The 23,558-nt window shown below is 36.3% G+C and carries 17 protein-coding genes; all 17 read left to right on the plus strand.

The features are described 5' to 3' along the window. Positions 1-71 precede the first annotated feature (71 nt). Entirely contained in the window at positions 72-776 is a 705-nt protein-coding gene (locus BWI92_RS17710; RefSeq protein ID WP_095164943.1) for an FHA domain-containing protein, read from the plus strand. Continuing rightward, the gene (locus tag BWI92_RS17715; protein ID WP_095164945.1) at positions 773-2,485 is read left to right on the plus strand and encodes a hypothetical protein; all 1,713 of its coding nucleotides are present in this window, start codon (positions 773-775) and stop codon (positions 2,483-2,485) included. The genes BWI92_RS17710 and BWI92_RS17715 overlap by 4 nt, the downstream gene beginning before the upstream one ends. Further along, entirely contained in the window at positions 2,482-2,721 is a 240-nt protein-coding gene (locus BWI92_RS17720) for an Hsp70 family protein (RefSeq protein WP_095164947.1), read from the plus strand. The genes BWI92_RS17715 and BWI92_RS17720 overlap by 4 nt, the downstream gene beginning before the upstream one ends. Positions 2,722-2,744: 23 nt before the next feature. Next, the gene (locus BWI92_RS17725; protein WP_255406797.1) at positions 2,745-3,992 is read left to right on the plus strand and encodes an Hsp70 family protein; all 1,248 of its coding nucleotides are present in this window, start codon (positions 2,745-2,747) and stop codon (positions 3,990-3,992) included. Between the two features lie 12 nt (positions 3,993-4,004). Further along, complete coding sequence (locus BWI92_RS17730) at positions 4,005-4,637, plus strand: hypothetical protein (RefSeq protein WP_095164951.1); 633 nt, start codon at positions 4,005-4,007, stop codon at positions 4,635-4,637. Between the two features lie 9 nt (positions 4,638-4,646). After that, a complete protein-coding gene (locus BWI92_RS17735) occupies positions 4,647-5,777 on the plus strand; it encodes a hypothetical protein (protein ID WP_141234826.1) in 1,131 nt (376 codons plus the stop codon). Between the two features lie 488 nt (positions 5,778-6,265). Next, positions 6,266-8,704 carry a tetratricopeptide repeat protein gene (locus BWI92_RS17740; RefSeq protein WP_176464471.1) on the plus strand — a complete coding sequence of 813 codons (2,439 nt, stop codon included), beginning with the start codon at positions 6,266-6,268 and terminating at the stop codon, positions 8,702-8,704. 25 nt (positions 8,705-8,729) lie between these two features. After that, complete coding sequence (locus BWI92_RS17745; RefSeq protein WP_176464472.1) at positions 8,730-10,043, plus strand: OmpA family protein; 1,314 nt, start codon at positions 8,730-8,732, stop codon at positions 10,041-10,043. Positions 10,044-10,213: 170 nt separating this feature from the next. Beyond that, positions 10,214-11,695, plus strand: coding sequence for a serine hydrolase (locus BWI92_RS17750; RefSeq protein WP_095164959.1), 1,482 nt, complete (start codon positions 10,214-10,216; stop codon positions 11,693-11,695). Positions 11,696-12,086: 391 nt separating this feature from the next. Next, complete coding sequence (locus BWI92_RS17755; protein ID WP_229363255.1) at positions 12,087-14,519, plus strand: right-handed parallel beta-helix repeat-containing protein; 2,433 nt, start codon at positions 12,087-12,089, stop codon at positions 14,517-14,519. Positions 14,520-14,554: 35 nt separating this feature from the next. Beyond that, complete coding sequence (locus tag BWI92_RS17760; protein ID WP_095164963.1) at positions 14,555-15,616, plus strand: Gfo/Idh/MocA family protein; 1,062 nt, start codon at positions 14,555-14,557, stop codon at positions 15,614-15,616. 110 nt (positions 15,617-15,726) lie between these two features. Next, positions 15,727-17,943 (plus strand): family 78 glycoside hydrolase catalytic domain, encoded by a 2,217-nt coding sequence (locus BWI92_RS17765; protein ID WP_217903440.1) that lies wholly within the window; start codon positions 15,727-15,729, stop codon positions 17,941-17,943. Next, positions 17,931-18,470: an alpha-L-rhamnosidase C-terminal domain-containing protein gene (locus BWI92_RS27775; protein WP_217903441.1), complete on the plus strand. Its 540-nt coding sequence runs from the start codon at positions 17,931-17,933 to the stop codon at positions 18,468-18,470. The genes BWI92_RS17765 and BWI92_RS27775 overlap by 13 nt, the downstream gene beginning before the upstream one ends. Positions 18,471-18,559: 89 nt before the next feature. Next, positions 18,560-19,687 carry an exo-alpha-sialidase gene (locus BWI92_RS17770; protein ID WP_095164965.1) on the plus strand — a complete coding sequence of 376 codons (1,128 nt, stop codon included), beginning with the start codon at positions 18,560-18,562 and terminating at the stop codon, positions 19,685-19,687. A gap of 23 nt (positions 19,688-19,710) precedes the next feature. Beyond that, positions 19,711-20,865, plus strand: coding sequence for an iron-containing alcohol dehydrogenase (locus BWI92_RS17775; protein ID WP_095164967.1), 1,155 nt, complete (start codon positions 19,711-19,713; stop codon positions 20,863-20,865). 237 nt (positions 20,866-21,102) lie between these two features. After that, complete coding sequence (locus BWI92_RS17780; RefSeq protein ID WP_217903442.1) at positions 21,103-21,993, plus strand: dihydrodipicolinate synthase family protein; 891 nt, start codon at positions 21,103-21,105, stop codon at positions 21,991-21,993. Between the two features lie 187 nt (positions 21,994-22,180). Further along, positions 22,181-23,209, plus strand: coding sequence for a 4-hydroxythreonine-4-phosphate dehydrogenase PdxA (pdxA, locus tag BWI92_RS17785; protein WP_095164971.1), 1,029 nt, complete (start codon positions 22,181-22,183; stop codon positions 23,207-23,209). Positions 23,210-23,558 lie beyond the last annotated feature (349 nt).

The raw sequence follows: 23,558 nt of genomic DNA on the forward strand, positions 1-23,558 counted from the left end.
AGACTATTTCTAAACTCGCTCATCGGAACCTAGAAAATTTATTCTTATGTATAACTAAACACTAAAATAGGATGACTCGAAGTGAAATTATTGACTTCTTAAGCCTAGCTCAAGACATAACCAATGAAGAGCTATTGAAGGCTATTCAAGAAAAGGAAGGGTATTTTAAAAGCCTTATCAACAATGCTCCAACTAACCTATTGAAGAAAGTTTATGAAAGAAATATTGAGAAACTTAGCGAATGTAGGGATTTTCTGAAAAATACTTCTTCAAATAATAGTATAAATAATTTAAAGCCAGATATCAGTATAAAAAATGATATTCCTAAAAGCTATTTAGACTCTACAACAGCTCCCACATTTAATCGTGACCCAGCATGGCTTATTAGGCATACTGAAAATAGTGCTACGATATCTTTTATCCTAAAAGAAGGCATCAACACCATAGGTAGGCTAACCAAAGACTCCAACCTTAATATAGCTATAGAGGATGACATGTTTGTTAGTAGAAAACACGCTATTATCGAAATAAAAGAGAGTGACTATATTTTATACGATGTTGGCGACTCTGGACTTCCTGCCTCAAAAAATGGGGTTTTTGTGAACGGTTCAGATAAGAAACTGATGGGAAAATACTCCTTGAGAGAAGGGGATACTATTCAATTTGGAAAGACAAAATTTGTCTTCAAAATCAATACTCATCGCAACCTTGAAGAGGTAGTCAATGAAGTTAGTAATACAAATTACATGCGAACTGTAGTAATCAACATATTATGACACATAATTTAGATCCCATTTTTGAGAAAATAAATTCTATCCAAAAAGATATTGGATACACAAATCAATATGGCTTTTTTGAGCTTATCAAAAAAGATTCCGAAAGTATTGAAAAACAACAAACTCTCCCGATTGACCTAATAGCATCGGAGAACGATGATAAATTACAAAACTACTTGATTAATCAATTAGAAAATCATGGAATAGAGGTAACTCTTAAGAAAATCGATCCAAAACCAATTGCTTATCCTTCACTTATTGCGAACATCCTTATGATTTTTTTTGAGGATTCTTCTGCAGAAGCAATTATGGATATACTGGCGTCTCAACGCAATCATTACAAAAAAGTATATCTCGTCAACAACGTCAACTCACAGATTCTTATTGATCAAATTCTTGATTTCTGTAAAATAAATCTAATCACCAGCCAATCCATATCTTTTCAGTCTGAAGATGATATTGATATTTTCATCAAAACAATTGATAAACATAAGCTACTATTACTTTCTAAACTGAGTACTCTCAAGCCCGTTGTAGAATATATTAACCAAATTGTTAAAACTGAGAATAGAATTTTACATAGTCAAAAAAGCTTACTAATTCAGGATACGATGTATCTGAAAAAAGCAGATTCAAATAGTTTTTCAGAAATCAATAATACAGTTAGATATTCTATTCTCAAAAACCTCCAAGAAGTAGAGAAAGGTGTAAAAATTAAATATGAAGAGTTTAGTAAACCTAATTATGGCTATTTCAGCGAGCGAATAGCTCATTTCATTAACCTATTAAAATACAATGATTTAAATCAAATCGATGTTGCAGACAAATACGAAAAAATTGAGCTTGGACTAAATGATAATATCACACAAGAGTTTTTCAAATTTAATGAAACAGAGTTATTGAAAGAATTTCGAAAAGATTCAGCGCTATTAAAGACAATTACACAGTCCACATTTGATGAACTAAACCAACTCTTAAGTCGATTTAAACTCCCTAAAATGACCATAGAGAAATTTGTACTCCCTGACCTTAATCCAACTTTAATGGTACAAGGCAATAACTATATGCAAAAAAACTTTAGAGGGGAGATTACTAAAGAAGGTCGAAATGAATACCTAATCGCTTTGAGAGACTACACTGGTATCATTATGGTAATTGTTGGTCTATTAATGCCTCTCAACCTACTCATTCAAGGTGTTGACTTTTTTTCAGATGGCGAACAAGTGCCCAAAACCCTAGCTGAGGTTAACAACGTGTATGAATATCTGGCTTTTTTCGCTAAAAAAACTAAACTAGCCATTCTATTAATTACCTCAATACTATCGGGTATTCTGATCTGGTATGGTGTGATTGACCTTAAAGTGAGGATTCCTCGTAAGCGTAAAGAGGAACGAGAACGAGAAACTCAAAAGGCAAAAGACCACCTTCAATCAGAAGCAAAAAGAATCTACAACGATAGCTATAAAGATTGGGTAAATAACCTTTCAAACTACATTAGAGAACTTACTCAGAATATCACATTTGAGGTAGATACTATCTTAAAAAACGCTACTAAGAAAGCCCAAGATGTGAGCAACAACAAAAAACAACAATTATCTAATAGTCAGTCTATTATAGACAATAAATTAAGAAACTTACAACTTGCTGAGAAAACTTGTGAAAGTCTACAAAAAAGTATTTCAGAACAAAAAGACAGAATTATAATATGAATTTAGGAATAGATTTAGGATCAAGTAATACTTTGGTTGCCACTCTTACAAAAGATAGAACACCAATAATCATACCTGATAACCTCGATAAAAATGCGGAAACCACGCCAAGCGCCATTATTATAGATAACAACAAGGTTATAGTGGGGAGTTTAGCAAAAATATTTATCAGGCATATCCAGATAAAAACCTTTATACCTTTTTCAAAAGACATTTTGGATCTTATATTCCATTAGGACTTACGCAACAACAGCTTCCTATTTTTAGTGAAACATTAGCCTCAATCATGCTTAAAAAGGTGGTATATGATGCGAAACTCTTCATTAATGAGGACATTAACAAGATTGTTGTAACAGTACCTTCGCATTACAATGACCTACAACGTAGATCTGTTATAGAAGCAGCCAGACTTGCGAATGTTCAACTCACTTCCTTATTAGATGAACCTATTGCCGCCGCTTTGTATTATATCGGCGAAAATAACGCTTTAAACCAAGAGCTAATCCTGATTTACGATTTAGGGGGCGGGACTTTCGATTTATCAGTCCTTACTAAAAATGGAGAACAAATTCACGTAGTAGCAAAAGGAGGAATCAATAATATTGGAGGAGAAGAATTTGATCAAATCATCATCAACAAGATAAAGCAAGTCTATTACAGAACCTTTGGTATTACTATCAAAGACTCTATTTATAACAATAATCTTCTCAAAATATTAGCCGAAGAATGTAAAATAACCATCAATCAGACCAATCAAGGATTAGAAAAATGGTTCTACTTTGACAATCGATTCTTTAGAGTATATTTCGACATAAAAGAATATAATACATTTGCCCTAGAAATCATTAGAAAAACGGAGGAATGTGTAAAAGATACACTGAAAAAATTGGGACTAAGTCTCCCAGACATCAATCAAATTATTCTGATTGGTGGCGCTAGCAATAGTAAACTTCTCTATGAATATTGGCAAAAACAGATAAATACCGCATTCCAAAAAATTATCTATCACCAACCGCTTACTAGTGTATCCAAAGGAGCTGCAATTTACGCAAATAGTTTCTCTAACGATCAGGAAGCATCTAAATCAAATCTTGATCTCAAAAATGTAAGTTCTTACAACATTGCCATCAAAACAAAAGAGTCTAGAGAACCTGAATTAATCATTCATAAAAATACACCATTGCCAGTATCAGGTAAAAAAATCTATGCTTTGGATACAAGAGCTAGAAGAACCGAACTTGAGCTATGCCAATACCTTGACTCTAAAGAATTTACTCAGCCTTTAGGCATAATTTCAATAGAAAACTCTTCCATAAGTAGAGAATCTAGTATTGAATTAGTCATTGAGAATAAAGTTGATGGAACTGTAGGAATAAAAATCTTTAACCCCCATTCAGGAGCACCACTAAAGTTTGATTTCATTAATAATGATTCAGAGGCAAAATATGACTTCGTTCAGCAAAAATCACTTATTGACTCACTATTTATCAATAACCTTGTTGACTAAAATTTAAAAATAATGGTAAAATCTTTACTTATTCTCCAAGTTATCTGGCTAATGTACTTTCCCTCATTAGGTCAGTCGCTACCTACTATAGAAAGTAACAGTAAAGTGACAAAAACTAAGACTGAAAAAAAGGCAAAGCCCTTAAAAGATCTAACACCTCCCAAAATTCACTCAATTGGGAAGCAGATAGATGGGTATTATGAGTATTATACCTTAGATGAAGGACACCTTTATTCGGGTCTCTTGAAAAATGGTAAACCAAACGGATACGCGTTTATCTATTCGAAACTAGATACCTCTATAATCTTCGAGGGGCAAATAAATGATCAGGATGATATTTCTCGAAAAATAGAAGAAAATACAAAAGGGTATGAATATTACTTGGAAAAGGGTGAATCCGCCTTGAAGCAAGACCATAAACCTGTAGCGATAAATTCATTTAAAAAAGTTAAAACATTACTAGGAAACAAGGTATCTCAAAATACAAAGTGTAAAGAAATCATCACATCAGCCATTTCAAATGGAGATAAGTTTGCAGGAGTAGACGAATATAAAACTGCCCTTAGCTGGTATTTAATAGCACAATCCCTAGATAATAGTAAGGCACTTCAAAATAAAATAAATCAATGTAAATCAAAGCTTTGATTGTTCATAATGGCATTTCAGCCACTAATAATTGAAAATATTGGTATGAAAAATAAAAAAACTCTTTCACTCTTTCTATTCATTATACTACTAACTACTAAGGTAAAAATGGTAGTTGCACAAGATTATATTTATACAAAAGATAATGAAGTCTATAGTGTCAAAATCACTCATTTCAACCCTACAAATATTGAGTATATTCTTGATAATTCAACATCAAAAACGACCAGAGCTCTTAGTGAAATAGCTTTAGTCATCAATGATAGAGGATATATTATTTTACCCGAGGAATTAGAGTCTGAAAATCGAGAAATATTTATTAATGAATATCAGAACATAAAAAGAATTAGTGAGAAATACGATATAATCCTTTACAAACAACCTCTCGAATCCGTTAGGTGTAATATTAGTTATGAATCTAACGAAATCGTTAATTTCAAAACCATAAAATCGGGAGATAGTCAAACAGAAAATAAAAAAGATTTATTGTTCATTCTCTACACCAATGGAAAGCATAGTTTTTTTGCTTCACCCACCTCTATTTCATTGTCTACACTAAAAAAGAAGCTACTTGAGAAGGCCGATATTAGCACAGCAACCACTCATACTACCACCACCCAAATCATTAAGCTGTCTAATGCTGAAATGGAGTCATACAGCAAAAAAGCTGAGTTAAAAGTAGATGGCTTTAGTAGTTTCTTAAACCTCATTGCAAACAAAGAATTGTCATCAGAGGAAAAAGATAAGGTGATCGAACAAGCTACAAAACTATTTACCCCTGGTGCAACCATACAGGTGTCATTCCGCAAGCCCGACGGTACAGTATCAGTGGCAACACGAAAAATTGAAGAGTATTTGAAGAAGTTAAAGCTATCTAAATTTAGTAGTGTTAAAATAGAATGGTCTGATATTCAATATATAGGAGATTTAAAACAAGAGGCAGATGGCAATTATTATGGTACTATCACAGGAGAGCAACGATTTTCTGGATATAATAAAAATGGTAAGATTTCTTACAGTGATATTGTAAAAAAGGATGTTAAAGTAATGATTACGACCTATAATAAAACAATTGACGCAGTAGAAAAACGTCAATGGGAGGTCTTTCTAGGTAATATTGGAATTGTAGAAAACAAATAATCTAGCAGTTAATTATCAGATCATTTACTCATTTTTAGCAAAAATTTAGGGTTAGAATCGAACGCAATATGAAAAAATTATACCACGCATTACTACTAATAATCATTTACCTTAGCTCAACAGCAACTATTGTTTCTCAAACTATTACCCAAAAAGAAAGCGAGGAAATCAAACTTTCTGCCAAGAGAAAAATTCAAAATGGATTTAAAGACTTACTAAACTTTATCACAGATGAATCAATTGGTGATGCCGAAAAGCTAGCGACTATAAAGGATAGTTATTCAAATAGCAATATTCAAGTCTTTTACAATAGTCAGACTATTTTAGAAGATGATATTAATCCCAACTATTACAATGGAAACAACATTCACGATCTTAATGTAGAAAAATACCTAAACGCTTTAGATATTCTCTACACCAAAAGTATCGAGAGCTCAATAGAAATAAACATCTTGAGTGTTTCAAACGTAAAACAGGTAGGAGGTACAATGTTTATTAAAGTATATTTTGAATGTCTGTTTAAAAATTCACATAGAACAATAAAAGTTGCCTATAAAAAGAATGATAGAGTTGCCGAACTAAAGGTTGAACATATAGGTAAAAAGTGGATAACCAACATCACTCGTGTAGCATTCGGAAAAGTTAATGATGAAACAGGTAAAAATGATCTTGCCATAACACAGGTAGTCGAATCTGCCACCAATCAACCTAAAGAATCAGAAGTCATTCAAACCAACGAATCTCAAAAAGACGTCAATGAATTTAATCGTTTATTGGCAGATGCTGACGATGCCTTCAAGGCCAAAGAATATGATATTGCACTACAGGCATACTCTGAAGTTCTAAAAAAGGACAGAGACGAATACGGTAAATCATTCTATATCAAAAAACAAATCTCTCTCTCGAAAAGAGAAATACAAAAAGAACAAGACCTAAAAAAACAAGAAGAGGAACGTCTAGCTCAAAAGCAAAAAGAGGACAATTACTTTAAAGTAATATTTGAAGCTAAAACTTTTGAGCGCAAACGATATTACGGAAAAGCTATTCAACAATACCAAGCAGCGTTTAGAATAATACCTGATTCAGCTATTCTATACCAGGAAACCATTAGAAATCTGAATAAAGAACTAAGCCTAAAAACAGAAGCAGATGAAATGTTTTTAGCGGGAAACTTCAAAGAGCTGAAACGAAAATATGATGCCTATATCAAAAAAGATCAATCCAACTCGGATTATTTCCTTGGCCGAGCAAAGTGCTCAATTCAACTAGGTGATTCTCCCAAAGCCATCCTTGAGGACTTGGACCAAGCGATTAGTCTTGACTTTAGTAATACCTATGCTTTTAAAGTAAGAGCTGAGTTTTATACTTCTCAAAATAATATTCCAAAAGCCATTGCTGATTATACAAACTTTCTAAATATTGAGCATGATAGTGCATCTATCTATGCCATAAGAGCTACTTTAAAAACAAGAACTAACAATACCCAAGGAGCACTTGAAGATTATGAGAAAGCCATACAATTGGATAAAAGAAACCCCAAATACTATTATGAACGAGGAATAATACATACGCAAAATAGCTCTTGGCAAAAAGCTATTACTGATCATACCGAGGCAATATCTATAGATCCAAAAATGGCTCAAGCCTATTACTACAGAGGAGAAGCTTATTACAATCTAAAAAAGTATAAGGAAGCTGGTCAAGATTTTTCCAGGGCGATTAGCCTACAAATTGATGATAATCTGGCTAATAATATTCGACAACATTCGGAGGAGTTTTTTCTAATCGGAGACAGAGCTCTTGAAAATAATGATATAGCATTTGCCATATCAAGTTTTACCAACAGTGTTCTTATACTACCCTACAATTATAGATCGTGGTATAAGATTGGGGAATCATATCAAAAAGAAGGTAAACTACTTGAAGCAATAACAAACTACACAACTGCAATAAAATATAACGATTCTTATGATGATGCTTATTATGGACGCGGTTATGCAAAGTTTTATTTGAACAGATATAAAGAGGCTCTTGAGGATTTCCACAAAGCCAACGAATTGGTAGGGAATTATTACAACGCTATATTTTACGAAGCTAGAACCCTCATGTTATTGAAAAATTTCAAATCAGCGATTTTACTATTTCAAAAAATTAAAATAGCAAAATCGACTATAGAAAAAAGTTACTCGAAAGATTTTTTTGCTAATACACATTTGTACTTGGGCATAGCAATGATTGAAGAAAAGTATATTGCAGAAGCTAGTACAGAACTAAGCTCGGCTATCAAGATAAACCCTTACTTGTCAGAAGCTTACTTTCAGAGAGGTCTAGTATATCTACAATTAAATAACTTGGAGTCTGCATTGAGTGACCTCAATCAAACAATCACGCTTGGACCAAACAATAGCCAGAAAGAAATGGCAATAGGTAACGCTTTGTATAATATGGAGAACTACAGCCAAGCTACCAATGCTTTCCAAGAATCTATTAATCTTGATACCCTGAAATCCAATTACTATGAAGCCCATAAAATGAAAGCTTACTGTTTCTTCAAACAAAATCAACATGCAGAGGCTGCCCAGACATTTGTTAAAGCAATAGAGTATAAATCTAAACAGGACGATTCAAGCATTTATCGAGATTTGACAGTGAGCTATCTATTTGATGGTCAAAGCTCAAAAGCATTATCAGTCATTGAAAATGTACTTAAAACAGATCCAGAAAATGTAGAAATCAATTATCTATTAGTATGTTATTATGTACAAACTCAAAGTATGGAAATAGCCTTAAAAATTTTAGAGAAACTCTTCACTCTCAATGCAGTGGACAATAACTTCATAAAAAAGGATAGGTTAATTAATACCATAGATAGTAGCTTTAAAACTTCTAAGGACTATAAAGCTCTTTTAAAAAGAATCGCAAAATAGACATCTTCATAAACAACATATCATAGTGATTTTACGCTTGCTATCCATTTTACTTTTTCTGATATTCAATCATACAAATTTGGTCTTAGGTAGTCCTCTAGATATCAAAATAAGAGGACTACTTATTGATGCCATTACTACAAAATCAGTATCAGCAAATATCTATTGGGCTTATTCAAGTAATTCAACACTTATTTGGAGTAATCCTACTTTTTCTGATGGGCATTTTGACATTAAATTAAAAGATAAAGCCATCAAGCTGAGAATTGAAGCAACGGGATATGAAAGTGTTATAATAGATTTATCACTCGATAAATCAAAGACTGCTAATTTGTTTTTAAAGATTCCCTTACTTAAACAAACCACGCACCAACTCAATAAAATATTTTCTCAGTCAACGACCAAGTCAGATAAAACAAAAAAAACTACCGATAATAAACATCATAAAGTTACAAATATTGAATTTATAGCAGTTAATGGTCTTACACATGAGCCACTTGCAGCTACTTATAAGTTTGTACCTACAAATTTTTCAAAATCAGAACATTACACAACCAGCGTCGAAAATCCTCATTTAGCATTAACATTTAATGGAAATGATATATATGCGGTAGAAATCGCTGCTGATAATTTTCAAACTTTTTTAGGTAATCTTATCATTGATAATTTAGATAGTCGCACACATCATGATACTATTTATTTAGCTAAAGAACTAGTTTTTCTGAATATAATAACTCAAAAAGTAGGAACTTTAGATGATATTTATATCTCAAAATATGGCTCGAAAGCACCACATTTATTTCAAAAATTAAGCTTTAGTCATGAAATAGCCTACGAAACCCTAGAAAAGAACGAAAGGTATCAATTATATATCATAAACGATAAAAAAGATACTATTTCACATACTTTTCAAGCTACCCACAATATTTATCAAATCCTTAGCGACACACTTTCAAAATCTATAAATCATCCTAATCAAAATTACCATAAATCTATTTTATACTTTGAAGCAAGTGATTTTCATCTCAAACCAGAGTCATATGATCATTTGAGAGAGGCCATCAAGAGAGCAAAATACCAAAAAGAATTATTAATTGATATTTATGCTTACACTGATAATTTAGGCGAGTTTTATGCAAATCTGTACCTTTCTGAAATCAGGGCGATGTACATAAAAAATACGTTATCCGCCGAGGGAATATCAGATAAACGAATTAGATGTATACCTATGGGAAGCAAAAACCCTATCTCCAAGAATAAGGATGAAGCGTCTAGAAGTCAAAATAGGAGAGTAGAAATAATATTATACAATCCTACAATATCAAAAAATAGCAAATAGAATATTCTATCATCATAACAACAGAATCCCTTAAAGATTTCGTCCAACCTCCCAAAACTCCGTAACCCATCATCATCCACCCATCTCGCCAGTCATCATTTTCTTTGTTATTGCTGGACAAAAATCAAACAATTTTCCTGCCTCAATCATTTATTAATCCCTCTTTAAAAATGAAAAAATTCCTTTTTTACCTCCTTATTCTTATAAGTAATGCCTCCATCGCACAAGTCAGCAGAGATACTGAACTTTACCAAAGCATTATGAAAAAAGACAGTCTATTGTTTAATGTAGGCTTTAATACTTGCGATATTTCACAATTTGAGCGTTTGTTGAGTGACAAATTTGAGTTTTTCCATGATGTCGACAGTATTTCGTATAAGCCTCAATTTTTACAAAATATCAAAAAAGGATTATGTAAAACTCCCGATACCTATCAATCTCGTCGAGCATTGGTAGAAGAAAGCACTGAGGTTTACCCATTGTACAAAAACAAAGTTTTGTATGGTGCTATCCAGCATGGCGTGCATAAATTTTATGAAAAAATAGCAGGAAAAGCAGAGCGCTTTGCCAGTACTGCCAAGTTTACGCATGTTTGGCTACTCGAAAATGGAGAATGGAAACTAGCTCGTGGACTCAGTTTTGACCATCAGCAAAAGGATATTCCTTTTCAAGCAGCCTCTACTTTTGACAATATTCCTGATATAGAAAAATGGTTACAAGAAAACAACGTTCCCACGCTGGGAATCGGCGTGATAAATGCTGGCAAAATTCAAGATATTAAGGTTTATGGAACACTGAAAAAAGGAGTTACAGCTCCCTACAATACTATTTTCAATGTTGCCTCTTTGACTAAACCTGTCACAGCCATGGTCACGCTCAAACTCGTAAGCCAAGGAAAATGGAATTTGGACGAACCCATTTATAAATACTGGACAGACCCCGATGTTGCCAAAGACCCAAATAGCAAAATTTTGACCACAAGACATTTACTGAGTCATCAAAGCGGATTTAAAAATTGGCGTTTTATTAATCCTGACAACAAACTTCATTTTGATTTTAAGCCTGGAACCAAATATCATTATTCGGGTGAAGGATTTGAGTACTTGAAAAAAGCCCTAGAACATAAATTCCACAAAAGTCTGGAGCAATTGGCACAAGAGCTTATTTTTACGCCTTTGCAAATGAACCAAACACAATTGGTTTGGAATAACAAAATTGATATTTCAAGATATGCAATCGGCTACAACAAAGAAGGCGAAGCTTATCCCATTGAAAAAAATACTAAAGCCAGTGCTGCCGATAACTTGCTTACGACGATTGAAGACTACAGCAAATTTATGCTAAGTATTATGAAAGGAGAAGGACTTAGTAAGGAGGTTTTTGAGGATATGATCAAAACTCAAGTAGTCACCAAAAAAGGAAAACATTTTGGTTTGGGCATGGAAATCTATGAACTCGATAAAGGAGAATACGCCATTTCGCACGGAGGAGCCGACAAAGGTTGTCAGACGATTATGTTTATTCTTCCTAAAACCCAACAAGGTCTAGTCATTTTTACGAATGTAGATGATGGCTATAAAGTTTATGAGAAAATTCTTTTCCACTATTTGGGAGAAAAAGGTAGAAAAATCTTCGAGATAGAAACGAAATAAGCCTTCCCCTCGTAGAGATACTAAAACAGGTGTCTCTACGAGAATAAAATCATATTTTTCTGTAAAAAGCAGGAATATCCCACCTATAGCCCCAAAGCTAAAAGCCCCCAAAACAACACCTAAGCGCTTTTGTACAAAGTTGACCAAACATTTCAAATAAGTAAATAAAAGCACCTATATCTACGGCAAAATTGTATAATACATTGAGAAAATGATACAAATAAGACCCTACACTGTAGGCTATCTTTGTGATTCAATCGTTCTCATTTTTTCAATTACCTCAGCGTACTAATTGCCAATGAAAAATAGCACTGGTAAGATATTTTTGCTCCTTTGTTGTACTTTTTTTGTACTTTGTTCAAATTGTTTTGGACAAATATCCGAAGTATGGGTGTCTCCCACGGGTTCGGACAGTAACATTGGTACCAAAGAACAGCCCCTTGCTAGCCCTTCAATGGCACTCAGAAAGGTACGAGAACTGAGAAGGTTGCATCAAACCGACCCTTCAAAATCTGTACATATTTATCTTAGCTCAGGTAAATACTTTTTGGAAGAACCTATCCATATTAGACCCGAAGATTCAGGTATATCTAATAACCCCACCATCCTCGAAGCAGCACCACAAGCACAAGTTTCTATTAGCGGTGGCAAAGCCATTGTTAACTGGAAATTATTAAAAGAGACTCTCGCTTTTTTACCACAAAAAGCGAAAGGAAAAGTTTGGGTAGCCGATTTACCTGAGGGTATTTCATCGGGAATTCGCCAATTGTGGGTCAATGGAAAAAAGGCGACTCGTGCCAAAAATACAACTGGCATTGAGATGCACCGTATCCTTTCTTGGAATAAAAAAGAACAAACTTGTTGGATTCCTGCACCCAAAGAAGCGCATTTGGAACAAGCCAAAGGATTGGAATTCTTTATCCATCAGTGGTGGGAAGTTGCACAATTGAGGGTAAAAAGGATAGAAGTGCAAGGGGACAGTGCAAAACTTACTTTCTTTCAACCCGAAAGCCGTATTCAATCAGAACACCCTTGGCCAGCGCCTTGGATTTCGAAAGAGACAGGCAATTCTGCTTTTTATTTATGCAATGCTTTACAGTTTTTGGATGAAGCTGGCGAGTATTATTGTGATCCTGTTGCGCAGAAAATCTACTATTTCCCATTCTCAAACGAGAATATGAATCAAGCTGAAGTAATTGCTTCTCATTTGGAGACATTGGTGCGCATAGAAGGAACACCAGAAAAACCTGTACAACATTTTCATATTCAAAATATTAACTTCGAGCATACTGCCTACTGGCGACCAGCTACGCACGGACACGTGGCGCACCAAACGGGTATGCCTATGACTGATGCTTACAAATTAAAAATTGCAGGAACGCCAGAAAAACAAACGCTCGAAAATCAAGCTTGGATTATTCGCCCGACGGCAGCGGTTAGTATCAACCATAGCCAAAATATTCATATTCAAAACTGTCAATTTACCCATACTGCCTCTACAGGCTTGGATTTGTACAAAGGAGTTAGCCAAAGTTCAGTGACTGGTAATGTGTTCAAAGACATTGGTGGCAATGGTATTTTGGTGGGCAATTTTTCTGATGAAGCTACCGAAATACATTTACCTTATAATCCTACAGACCTACGAGAAGTTAGTCATCATATCCAAATTTCGAATAACCTTATTACCGATGCGACCAACGAAGATTGGGGAAGCGTTGGAATAGGTGTGGGCTTTGCGCATGGTATCCAAATTACACATAATGACATTTCAAATGTACATTACTCTGGTATCAGCGTAGGTTGGGGCTGGACACGTCATATAACTGTTTTGAAAAACAATCTTGTAAAGGCTAATAAAATTCGCCTTTACGGCAAAAATATGTATGATGTCGCTGGTATCTATACGCTTTCGGCACAACCCAATACGCAAATCATTGAAAATGTCATTGATAGCATTTATCGTGCGCCGTATGCACATATTCCTAGTCACTGGTTTTACCTCTATACCGACGAAGGCTCTTCGTTTATGACTATTCGTGATAACTGGACGGCTTCGACCAAATACTTACAAAATGCGAATGGGCCAGCTAATACATGGGAAAACAACGGTCCTATCGTAGCTGATAGCATTTATCAAAAAGCTGGTTTAGCGCCACAATTCCAATCTCTTTTACGTTTCGCCAATCCGTATGACGCTCGTTACGCCATCAATATTGAAAAACCAGTAATAGTCGAATTGGTCACAGCCCAAGGAAATGTGCTTGATAAAGAAAAACTAAAAATCATTTTAGAAAAAAGCAAAATCAGTACTTCGTCCGTCTATCAGTGGCAAAATCATACGGCCATTTTTGATAAAGTGCAAGATGTGTATTTACTCCAAGACCGTCTTAAAAATGCTTTTCCTGACGTAAAAATTAAAACATATCATGATTTATTCTATGAGTTTAATCGTGAAAAATGTGGCGAAAAGAAAAAGGAAGGTACCTGGAAACATATTCTACTTACTGCCAATTTGGTTGCTGATTCCAACAAACAAAAAGCGTATTTAGACGCTCACGCTACTCAATTTGAAAAGTGGCCTGAAGTGTCAAAAGGCTTTTGCAAGGCTGATTTTCAACAACTTTTATTATTCAAAAATGGTCGCCAGCTCATGCTTGTCATTAGCATTCCTGCTGAAGCTGATTTTGAAAAACTCAATCCACGCACTACCCTCGACAATCCAAGGGTAAATGATTGGAATAAAGCCATGAAAGATTATCAAGAAGGTTTGGAAGATGCACCCAAAGGCGATACTTGGGAGTTTTTGAAACCTCTCGAATTTTAAGAAATAAAGTCATTTAACAATATTTAGTCAAAACCATGTTAAGAATCGGCATTTTAGGACTGGGAGAAGGACGAAGCACTATGTCTGCTGCGCTTGCGAGTTCAAAGTTAGAATTAGTAAAAATATGTGATTTACGCTTAGAGCTTTGCCAGCAACGTGCCAAAGAGTTTGATTTTCAGTCTTATACGACCAATTTTCAAGAATTACTCGACGACGAAAGTATCGATATTATTGCCATTTATACCCCTGACAAATGGCATGCTACGCACGTAAAGCAAGCACTCTTACACGGCAAGCATGTAGTATGTACAAAGCCATTTATCGACAATTTGGCTGATGCTAAAGAGCTCATCGACTTATCTGAGAAAACAGGAAAAAAGGTATTTGTTGGTCAAAGTTCACGCTTTTTTGAACCGATGAAAAAGCAAAGAGCAGACTATGAAAAAGGTCTTATCGGTGACCTTATTACCATCGAAGGCTATTATCATGCTGATCACCGTTGGTTTTTGGAAAAAGGCTGGTCTCTTGAATCAGCATTCAAATGGTTATATGGTGGATTGAGTCACCCTGTGGACTTTATTCGTTGGTATTTGCCCAATATCGAAGAGGTGATGGGTTATGGTATGTTGAGTGCTAATGGCTTGAAAGGCGGACTCAAAAACCCTGATACTATGCACTTTATTTTTAAAGCTACCGACGGACGTATTGCTCGGGTTAGTGGCTGTTATACAGGCCCCGTACAACCAGTAGTGCGCGATAGCGAAATGAGTTGTATTCTGCGTGGAACAGAAGGCTGTAGTCAAGCTGATTACATGGATTTGAGATACGCTGTGACGACCAATACAGGCGAGGAAATCGTACAGACTTGGGAACATAAACTAAAGCATTATTTCAGATTTGAAGGCAAAAGTCATCACGCTGGCGAATACCAAAACTACCTTGAATACTTTGTTGATTGCCTGGAAAGCGGACAAACAGCCTATCCAGATGTGAGAGAAGGAATCGGAACTGTAGCGCTATTACAAGCAATGGATCGTTCATTATCGACTGGTCAGCCCGTAAAGGTTGCTGATCTTTTGGCAGAATTTAGCTTGTAAGCAACAGGGTTGAATTGTAAATATAAGTCTTTAATTATCAAAAATTTACATTCTCAATTCACAACTCACAATTCTGCATTATTACCTCTGTTTGAAAAAATAGTAAAACCATGAAACACTATTTCTTACTACTGACTTTATTGGGATTGCTTTTTTCTAGCTTTAGAAAAGATGAAAAAGCGATTACTGTTGAAAAAGTCCGTTGTGAATTTTTACAAAATCCTGAAGGTATCGACGTAGTACAACCACGTTTGAGTTGGCAAATCAATACCAACCAAAGAGCAGTCAATCAGACAGCTTATCAAATCTTGGTGGCTTCTAGTCAAGAGTTATTGGCGCAAAACCAAGGTGATTTATGGGATTCTGGAAAAATCAATTCAGACGAAACGATTCAGGTACGCTATGCAGGAAAAGCCCTCAAAAGTCGTAGTAAGTGTTTTTGGAAGGTAAAGGTTTGGACCAATAAAGGAGAGTCAAATTGGTCTGAAACAGCATCTTTTAGTATTGGTTTGCTCAATTATGTAGATTGGAAAGGGCGCTGGATTGGCTTAGACCGCTCATTCGCATGGGATAACGAAGGGCAGTTTTCACGCTTGTCGGCTCGCTATTTCAGAAAAGATTTTACGGTAAAGAAAAAACTTAAAAGTGCTACTGCCTATATCATCGGCTTGGGACTGTATGAGTTATATCTCAATGGCCAAAAAGTTGGTAATCAGGTATTAGCGCCTGTTCCGACGGATTACAACAAAGGTGTCAAATACAATACTTTTGATGTAACAAATTTGTTGCAACAAGGTGCCAATGCAGTGGGGTCAATTTTGGGAAATGGTCGTTATTACACGATGCGCCAAGATTACAAACCTTATAAAATCAAAACATTTGGTTATCCTAAAATGCTTTTCAATCTCGACTTGGTTTATGAAGATGGCAGTCGCGAAACTATCGTAAGCGATGATACGTGGAAAGTAACTGCCGATGGACCTATTCGATGCAATAATGAATATGACGGAGAAGAATACGATGCTACCAAAGAGTTAGGCAAATGGAGCCAATCTGGCTATGTAGATACTTCATGGCTCAAGGCGCAATTGGTACAAGAACCAGGCGGCGACTACGAAGCACAAATGACTGCAAACATGAAGGTTATGCAGACCATCAAACCAATTGCTCTTAAAAAACTCAATGCTCAAACCTATATTTTGGATGTGGGTCAAAACATGGCAGGCTGGTTACGCCTAAGTGTTCAGGGAAAAAAAGGCCAAAAAGTTACCCTTCGTTTTGCCGAAAGTCTGCAAGCAGATGGAAGTTTATATGTACGTAACCTTCGTGATGCCAAAGTTACAGATATATACACACTCAAAGGAGAAGGTACAGAAACATGGGAGCCTCGTTTTGTCTATCATGGCTTTCGATATGTTGAGATTACAGGTTTTCCAACAGAACCCAAGCTTGAGCAATTTGAAGGAAGAGTGGTATACGATGAGATGAGTGATGCGGGTAAATTCCAAAGTTCGAATACTACGCTCAATCAAATCTTCACCAATGCTTATTGGGGAATTCGTAGCAATTACAAAGGTATGCCTGTGGATTGTCCACAACGCAACGAGCGCCAGCCATGGCTGGGAGACCGTACTACAGGAGCTTATGGCGAAAGCTATTTGTTTGATAATCATACCCTTTATGCCAAATGGCTAGATGATATAGAGCAAAGCCAAAAAGCCGATGGAAGTATCCCCGACGTAGCCCCTAGTTTTTGGAGATACTATGGCGACAATGTTACGTGGCCAGCTACCTATATCACGATTGCAGATATGCTCTACCAGCAATTTGGAGATGCTGAACCTATCAAAAAGCATTACCCATCTATGAAAAAATGGGCAATGTATATGGCTGAAAAGTATACCGAAAACGGATTAATCAATAAAGATAAATATGGAGATTGGTGTGTACCACCTGAGTCAAAAGAATTGATTCATGCCAAAGACGAAAGTAGATTGACTGATGGCAAATTGTTAGCTACAGCGACTTACATTCGTGTGTTGCAACTCATGCAAAAATTTGCTCAAACTACTGATAATCTGAAAGATGTAGCATCTTTTTCCAAAATGGAATCAGATTATAAGAATGCCTTTAACCAAGCTTTTTTGAAGACCTCAAATTACAGCAATGGAACCGTAACTGCCAATTTGTTACCCTTGGTTTACGACATAGTTTCAGCGGAAGAAAAAACTAAGGTTACAGAGAATTTAATCCAAACTATTGTACAAAAAACAACAGCCATATCAGCACGGGCGTCATTGGTACACAATGGCTCATGCGAGGATTAAGTAATCTCGGAAAAGGTGATTTGGCTTATACGATTGCCACGCAAAAAGATTACCCAAGTTGGGGTTATATGGTCGAAAATGGCGCCACAACCATTTGGGAATTATGGAATGGCAATACCGCCAATCCCGAAATGAACTCAGCCAATCATGTGATGTTGTTAGGTGATTTGTTGATTTGGTATTACCAACATTTGGCAGGTATTAAATCCAGAGAAACCGCATACAAATACATTGAGTTAAAATCAGATTTTCCAAAAGGATTAAATCAAGTACAAGCAAGTTATCAGTCAATACGAGGAACGATTGAATCCCATTGGAAAAAAGAAGGCAATACTTCTACTTGGCAAGTTAGCGTACCAGCCAATAGCAAAGCTATTATTTATATTCCTTCCCCTGATTATCAAAATATTATAGAAGGAGGGAAGGCAATTTCTCAATATAGAGAAATCAAAATTATGGGATTGAGCCGAGCATATACGATACTAGAAATTGGTTCTGGCTCTTACTCATTCGAATTTAAAATATAGGAATAGAGTACAAGGTCTGAGGCTCAGTTTTATACTTTTCACTTTGTGCCTATGTGCCTTGGTCACTGTTTCAAAGTAAAAAAGCATTTATGAAAAAATTACTTATAGGATTTATCTCATGCACACTGGCATTGCCCTTCACATCGGAAGCTCAAGTTTGGAAAAAAGGGCTTCTTGTGGATGAATTTGTAGTGGAAAATCCACCTTTCCCAGAAAGTCATGCCTCTACAATGGCTGAAACACCTACTGGATTAGTTTCGGCATGGTTTGGTGGTACCAAAGAACGTAATCCAGATGTGTGTATCTGGGTAAGTCGCCAAGAGAATGGCAAATGGCAAGCACCACAAAATGTTGCTAATGGCATCGTAAACGACACTTTGCGATATGCTTGTTGGAATCCAGTTTTGTACCAAATTCCTAATGGCGAGCTTTTACTATTTTATAAAATAGGACCTAGTCCTGCCAAATGGAAAGGCTGGTTAAAAACCTCTGCCGATGGTGGAAAAACCTGGTCCGAAGCAAGAGCTTTACCAGAAGGATATATCGGTCCTGTGAAAAACAAGCCCGTATTACTATCCAACGGCAACTTATTTTGCCCAAGCAGTACCGAAGGTTCATTAGGCTGGCGCTTGCATTTTGAAGTGACCAAAGACGGTGGCAAAACATGGAGACAAGTAGGACCTATCCAAGGAGATAAAGGCACGCAAGGAATCCAACCAAGCATTTTAGATCATGGAAAAGGCAAATTGCAAATTTTGGCGCGAAGCAGAAATAGAGCCATTTTGACCTCTTGGTCGTATGATAATGGAGAAACTTGGACTCCTTTAGAAAAAAGTAATTTACCTAATAACAACTCAGGTACAGATGCCCTAACAGCCTCAAATGGAAAGCATTATTTGATTTATAATCACGTATTACCTCCAGGAGATCTAGCAAAAGGGCCAAGAACACCTCTGAATTTATCGGTTTCAAATGATGGCATCAATTGGTCTGCCGCCTTGATTGTCGAAGATTCTCCTATTAGTCAATATTCCTATCCATCTATTATTCAAACCAAAGATGGATTATTGCATGTGATTTACACATGGCGCAGACAAAAAATTAAACACGCTGTAATAAACCCTAAAAAACTCAAAATCGTAAAAATTACTGAGGGCAAGTGGCCTGTTGTAAAAGGTTATACCGCTCCGCAAGGAGGCGAAATTACAAAAGACTAATCCTCAGAAATACCTTAATTAATATGAATACGCTTCAACATGTAAGTATTTATTTTCCGAATAAACTGGTATTTGGTAGCGGTGTTATCAACCAAATCGCCGAAGAATTAAGCGGATATAATGCCCAAAAAGTTTTATTAGTTACAATAGAACCTATCCTAAAAGCCTTAGAACCGCTTTTAGCAGATATAAAAGCTCGACAAATCGAAGTACAGATTGATACTAGTATTGTTCAAGAACCTACTTTCGAAGACTTTTTTACTTTAATGAAAAAAGTAGAGCCTTTCAACCCAGATGTAGTGCTCGGAATCGGTGGGGGAAGTGTGCTCGATATAGCCAAATTGGTAGCAGCTCAGCTTGACAATCCTCAAGAATTAAGAGAATATGTTGGCATTGGTTTGTTAAAACAAAGAGCCAAAAAGCTCATTTGTGCACCAGCCACCGCAGGAACAGGAAGCGAGGTTTCACCTAATGCTATTTTGGTAGATAATCTTGACAATCAGAAAAAAGGCATTATTAGTCCTTATCTAGTTCCAGATGCTGTATATGCTGACCCTTTGTTAACGGTAAGTGTACCTGCAAGTATCACAGCAGCTACGGGACTTGATGCCCTTACGCATTGTTTGGAAGCCTATACCAACAAATTTGCTAATCTGTTTATCGATATGTATGCTTATGAAGGAATGAAGTTGATTGGAGCGCATATAGTCGAAGCTGTACAAAATGGCAATAACGAGCACGCCAGAGTACAGGTAGCTATGGGCAGTTTACTTGGAGGTTTTTGTTTAGGGCCTGTCAACACGGCTGGGGTGCATGCTTTGTCTTATCCTTTGGGAAGTTTATATCACTTACCACATGGTTTGTCAAATGCCCTTTTGCTTCCCTATGTAATGGAATACAATCTTGTGGCAGCACCCGAACGATATGCCAAAGTAGCAGAAGCACTTGGTTGCGAACCCGTGGCGGATTCGCTCGAAATGGCAAAGTCTGGCGTAGCCAAAGTGCGAGAACTAATCAAGGCTTGTGGTATTCCTGCTACCTTACGTGAGGTAGGTGTGGCACATGAAGATATTCCTCAAATGGCGAAGGATGCCCTAAAAATTCAACGGTTATTGAAAAATAATCCAAGACCAATTGAGGAGTCTGACGCTATTCAAATTTTTGAAGCTGCCTTCTAAACTCCCCATTAGGGCTGTACGAAGGAAGATAATACCTATCCATTTCGGATATTGGACGTTGGATTTCGGAAGTGTAATCTACTATTTTTTGTAAAAAATAAAGGTATTTTTCCGACATCTGAAATCCCAAATCTGAAATAGTTTGAAAATCTCCCAATCATAAATCCTTAAATCAACTGTTCTCCATGAACACGATATAAACTACCCCATGAGTATTCAAAAAAATATAGCGGAATAGTGGTACCAGCGGTAACGCCTCTGACTGAAAGTTTTCAGTTGGACCACGGTGCAGTCGAAAGCATGTTCGATAATTTTTACCGTAACCATGTTTTACCTTTTATTCTTGGAACTACTGGTGAATCAGCATCTTTACCTTTTGAATTAAAGGCTGATTATGTAAGACAAGCAGGGAAAAATAAACAAAAAGGGACCACATTATATGCTGGTATTGCCTCTAATTGCCTTGAAGAATCCATAGAGCTAACCAAAATTTGCGAACAAGCGGGAGTAGATGTGGTAGCAGCCACCTTACCCTCTTATTACGCACTGACTGAAAGTCAGATGAAACGATATTTTGAACAATTGGCAGATGCTATTCCGTTGCCATTAATCATTTATAATATTCCTGCAACAACCCATAGTTCTGTTCCTCTACAAATCATTGACGACTTGAGCTATCACAGCAATATTATTGGTTTAAAGGACTCTGAAAGAAATGTAGAACGCCTTCATGAATCCCTTCATTTGTGGAAAGATAGACCAGACTTCAGTCATTTTATGGGTTGGGCAGCCAAATCGGCAGAAGCGATGTTGTTAGGCAGTGACGGTATTATTCCTAGTACAGGAAACTTTATTCCTAGCATTTATCACGAAATGCAAGAGGCGGTGCTTCAAAACGATACCAACAAAGCCCTTCGTATGCAAGAGCTTTCGGATTTGTATGGAAGTTTATACCAAAAAGGTCGTACACTTGGCGAGTCGCTTTGGGCTTTAAAAGCATTGATGTCAACGCATCAGCTTTGCCAGCCAATTGTAATGCCTCCATTACAAGGTTCTTCGCAAGAAGATTTATTGCAACTAAAAGAGGCTTACGCACAAGCGCTAGAGAGTTTAGCATTGTCAGAGTAGCAGTAGGCACTAGGCAACAGGCACAAGGCAAAGAGTGTTAAAAAGTTTTTAACGACCACGGACATGCATTTTTCCCATAGCTCACCGCCGAAAACCGATACCTGAAAGCTTAAAGCACAATCTTAAACTTTATCTGGTGTACTAACTTAAATCACAATTCAACATTAAAAATTCTGCATTAGTACTTATGTCAGCATTACCAATTATCGGAATCACCATGGGGGATCCAGCCAGTATTGGACCCGAAATCGCTATAAAAGCCTTATTAGATCAGAGTATTTACCAAACTTGTCGCCCGCTATTGGTGGGTAGCGCCAGTGTTTTTACCCATATTATTAATTTATTAGGTCTCGAAGCTACGATCAATCCTATTAAATCGGTAAAAGAGGCGCAGTTCCAATTTGGACAAATTGATGTTTATGACTTGGACAATGTGGATATGGAAACTTTGCGCTTTGGCGAAATATCAGCCATGTGCGGAGAGGCCTCTTTTCAAGCGGTAAAAACCGTTATTGAACTAGCCTTGGCCAATGAAATTGACGCAACAGTAACAGGACCTATCAACAAAAAGTCTATCAACGAAGCTGGTCATCATTTTGCGGGACATACCGAAATTTATGCGCATTACACCAATACAAAAAAATATGCCATGCTTTTGGTTGAGGATAAACTAAAAGTTATTCATGTATCCACGCACGTATCCTTGCGCCAAGCTTGTGATTTGGTGAAAAAAGAACGTATTCTACAAGTAACAGAATTGCTACATACAGGCATGAAACGTTTGGGCGAAACCAATATGCGTATTGGTATTGCAGGGCTAAATCCGCATGCGGGCGACTCTGGTCTGTTCGGTACAGAAGAAGCAGAGGATATTGCGCCAGCAGTTGAAGAAGCTTTGAGTTTAGGATACGAAGTAGAAGGACCTGTTCCGCCAGATACCTTGTTTGCCAAAGCTGCAACTGGTTATTATGGTGGGGTAGTAGCGATGTATCACGACCAAGGACATATCCCCTTCAAACTTACTGGTTTTAGATGGAATGCCGAAAAAGGTCAAATGGATAGCGTAAAAGGCGTAAACATCACGCTAGGTTTACCCATTATCCGTACATCGGTAGACCATGGAACGGCTTTTGAAATTGCAGGAAAAGGCATCGCTAGTCCTGACGCTATGACTTTGGCTATCGAAAGTGCTATTCAATTGAGTAAGAATAAGTAAAAAGAGGTTATTTGTTAATAGTATATCAGTTATTGGAATACACTCATAGTCAGAAGAATACTATTAAAGTGTAGTGTATAAGTAAGTAAAAGCCAAGATTAACCTTTTGATTACTAATATATTATAATAACTATTATACTATTAACCTGATTACTGGACAAAATTGAAGTTACTAGTTCAAGACTTAGTCTTGGACTCATTTTTTAACAGTTTTAAACTGTTTTTAAACATTCATTGAAAAAGTCTAAATACCTTTTCTCTTTTTGTCCAGTAATTAGACTGTTAACTAATTACGTCTTGTTACGTACTTCTTGTACGAAAGATTGTAAGAACTATCTATTTCGGAAGT

It is taken from the genome of Flectobacillus sp. BAB-3569 (assembly GCF_002270355.1).
Classification (GTDB): Bacteria; Bacteroidota; Bacteroidia; order Cytophagales; family Spirosomataceae; genus Flectobacillus; species Flectobacillus roseus.

Coding starts and splice junctions, on each gene's coding strand:
- BWI92_RS17710 (WP_095164943.1), top strand. CDS start 72: ATGACTCGAAGTGAAATTATTGACTTCTTAAGCCTAGCTCAAGACATA.
- BWI92_RS17715 (WP_095164945.1), top strand. CDS start 773: ATGACACATAATTTAGATCCCATTTTTGAGAAAATAAATTCTATCCAA.
- BWI92_RS17720 (WP_095164947.1), top strand. CDS start 2,482: ATGAATTTAGGAATAGATTTAGGATCAAGTAATACTTTGGTTGCCACT.
- BWI92_RS17730 (WP_095164951.1), top strand. CDS start 4,005: ATGGTAAAATCTTTACTTATTCTCCAAGTTATCTGGCTAATGTACTTT.
- BWI92_RS17735 (WP_141234826.1), top strand. CDS start 4,647: ATGGCATTTCAGCCACTAATAATTGAAAATATTGGTATGAAAAATAAA.
- BWI92_RS17740 (WP_176464471.1), top strand. CDS start 6,266: ATGTTTATTAAAGTATATTTTGAATGTCTGTTTAAAAATTCACATAGA.
- BWI92_RS17750 (WP_095164959.1), top strand. CDS start 10,214: ATGAAAAAATTCCTTTTTTACCTCCTTATTCTTATAAGTAATGCCTCC.
- BWI92_RS17760 (WP_095164963.1), top strand. CDS start 14,555: ATGTTAAGAATCGGCATTTTAGGACTGGGAGAAGGACGAAGCACTATG.
- BWI92_RS17765 (WP_217903440.1), top strand. CDS start 15,727: ATGAAACACTATTTCTTACTACTGACTTTATTGGGATTGCTTTTTTCT.
- BWI92_RS27775 (WP_217903441.1), top strand. CDS start 17,931: ATGCGAGGATTAAGTAATCTCGGAAAAGGTGATTTGGCTTATACGATT.
- BWI92_RS17770 (WP_095164965.1), top strand. CDS start 18,560: ATGAAAAAATTACTTATAGGATTTATCTCATGCACACTGGCATTGCCC.
- BWI92_RS17775 (WP_095164967.1), top strand. CDS start 19,711: ATGAATACGCTTCAACATGTAAGTATTTATTTTCCGAATAAACTGGTA.
- pdxA (WP_095164971.1), top strand. CDS start 22,181: ATGTCAGCATTACCAATTATCGGAATCACCATGGGGGATCCAGCCAGT.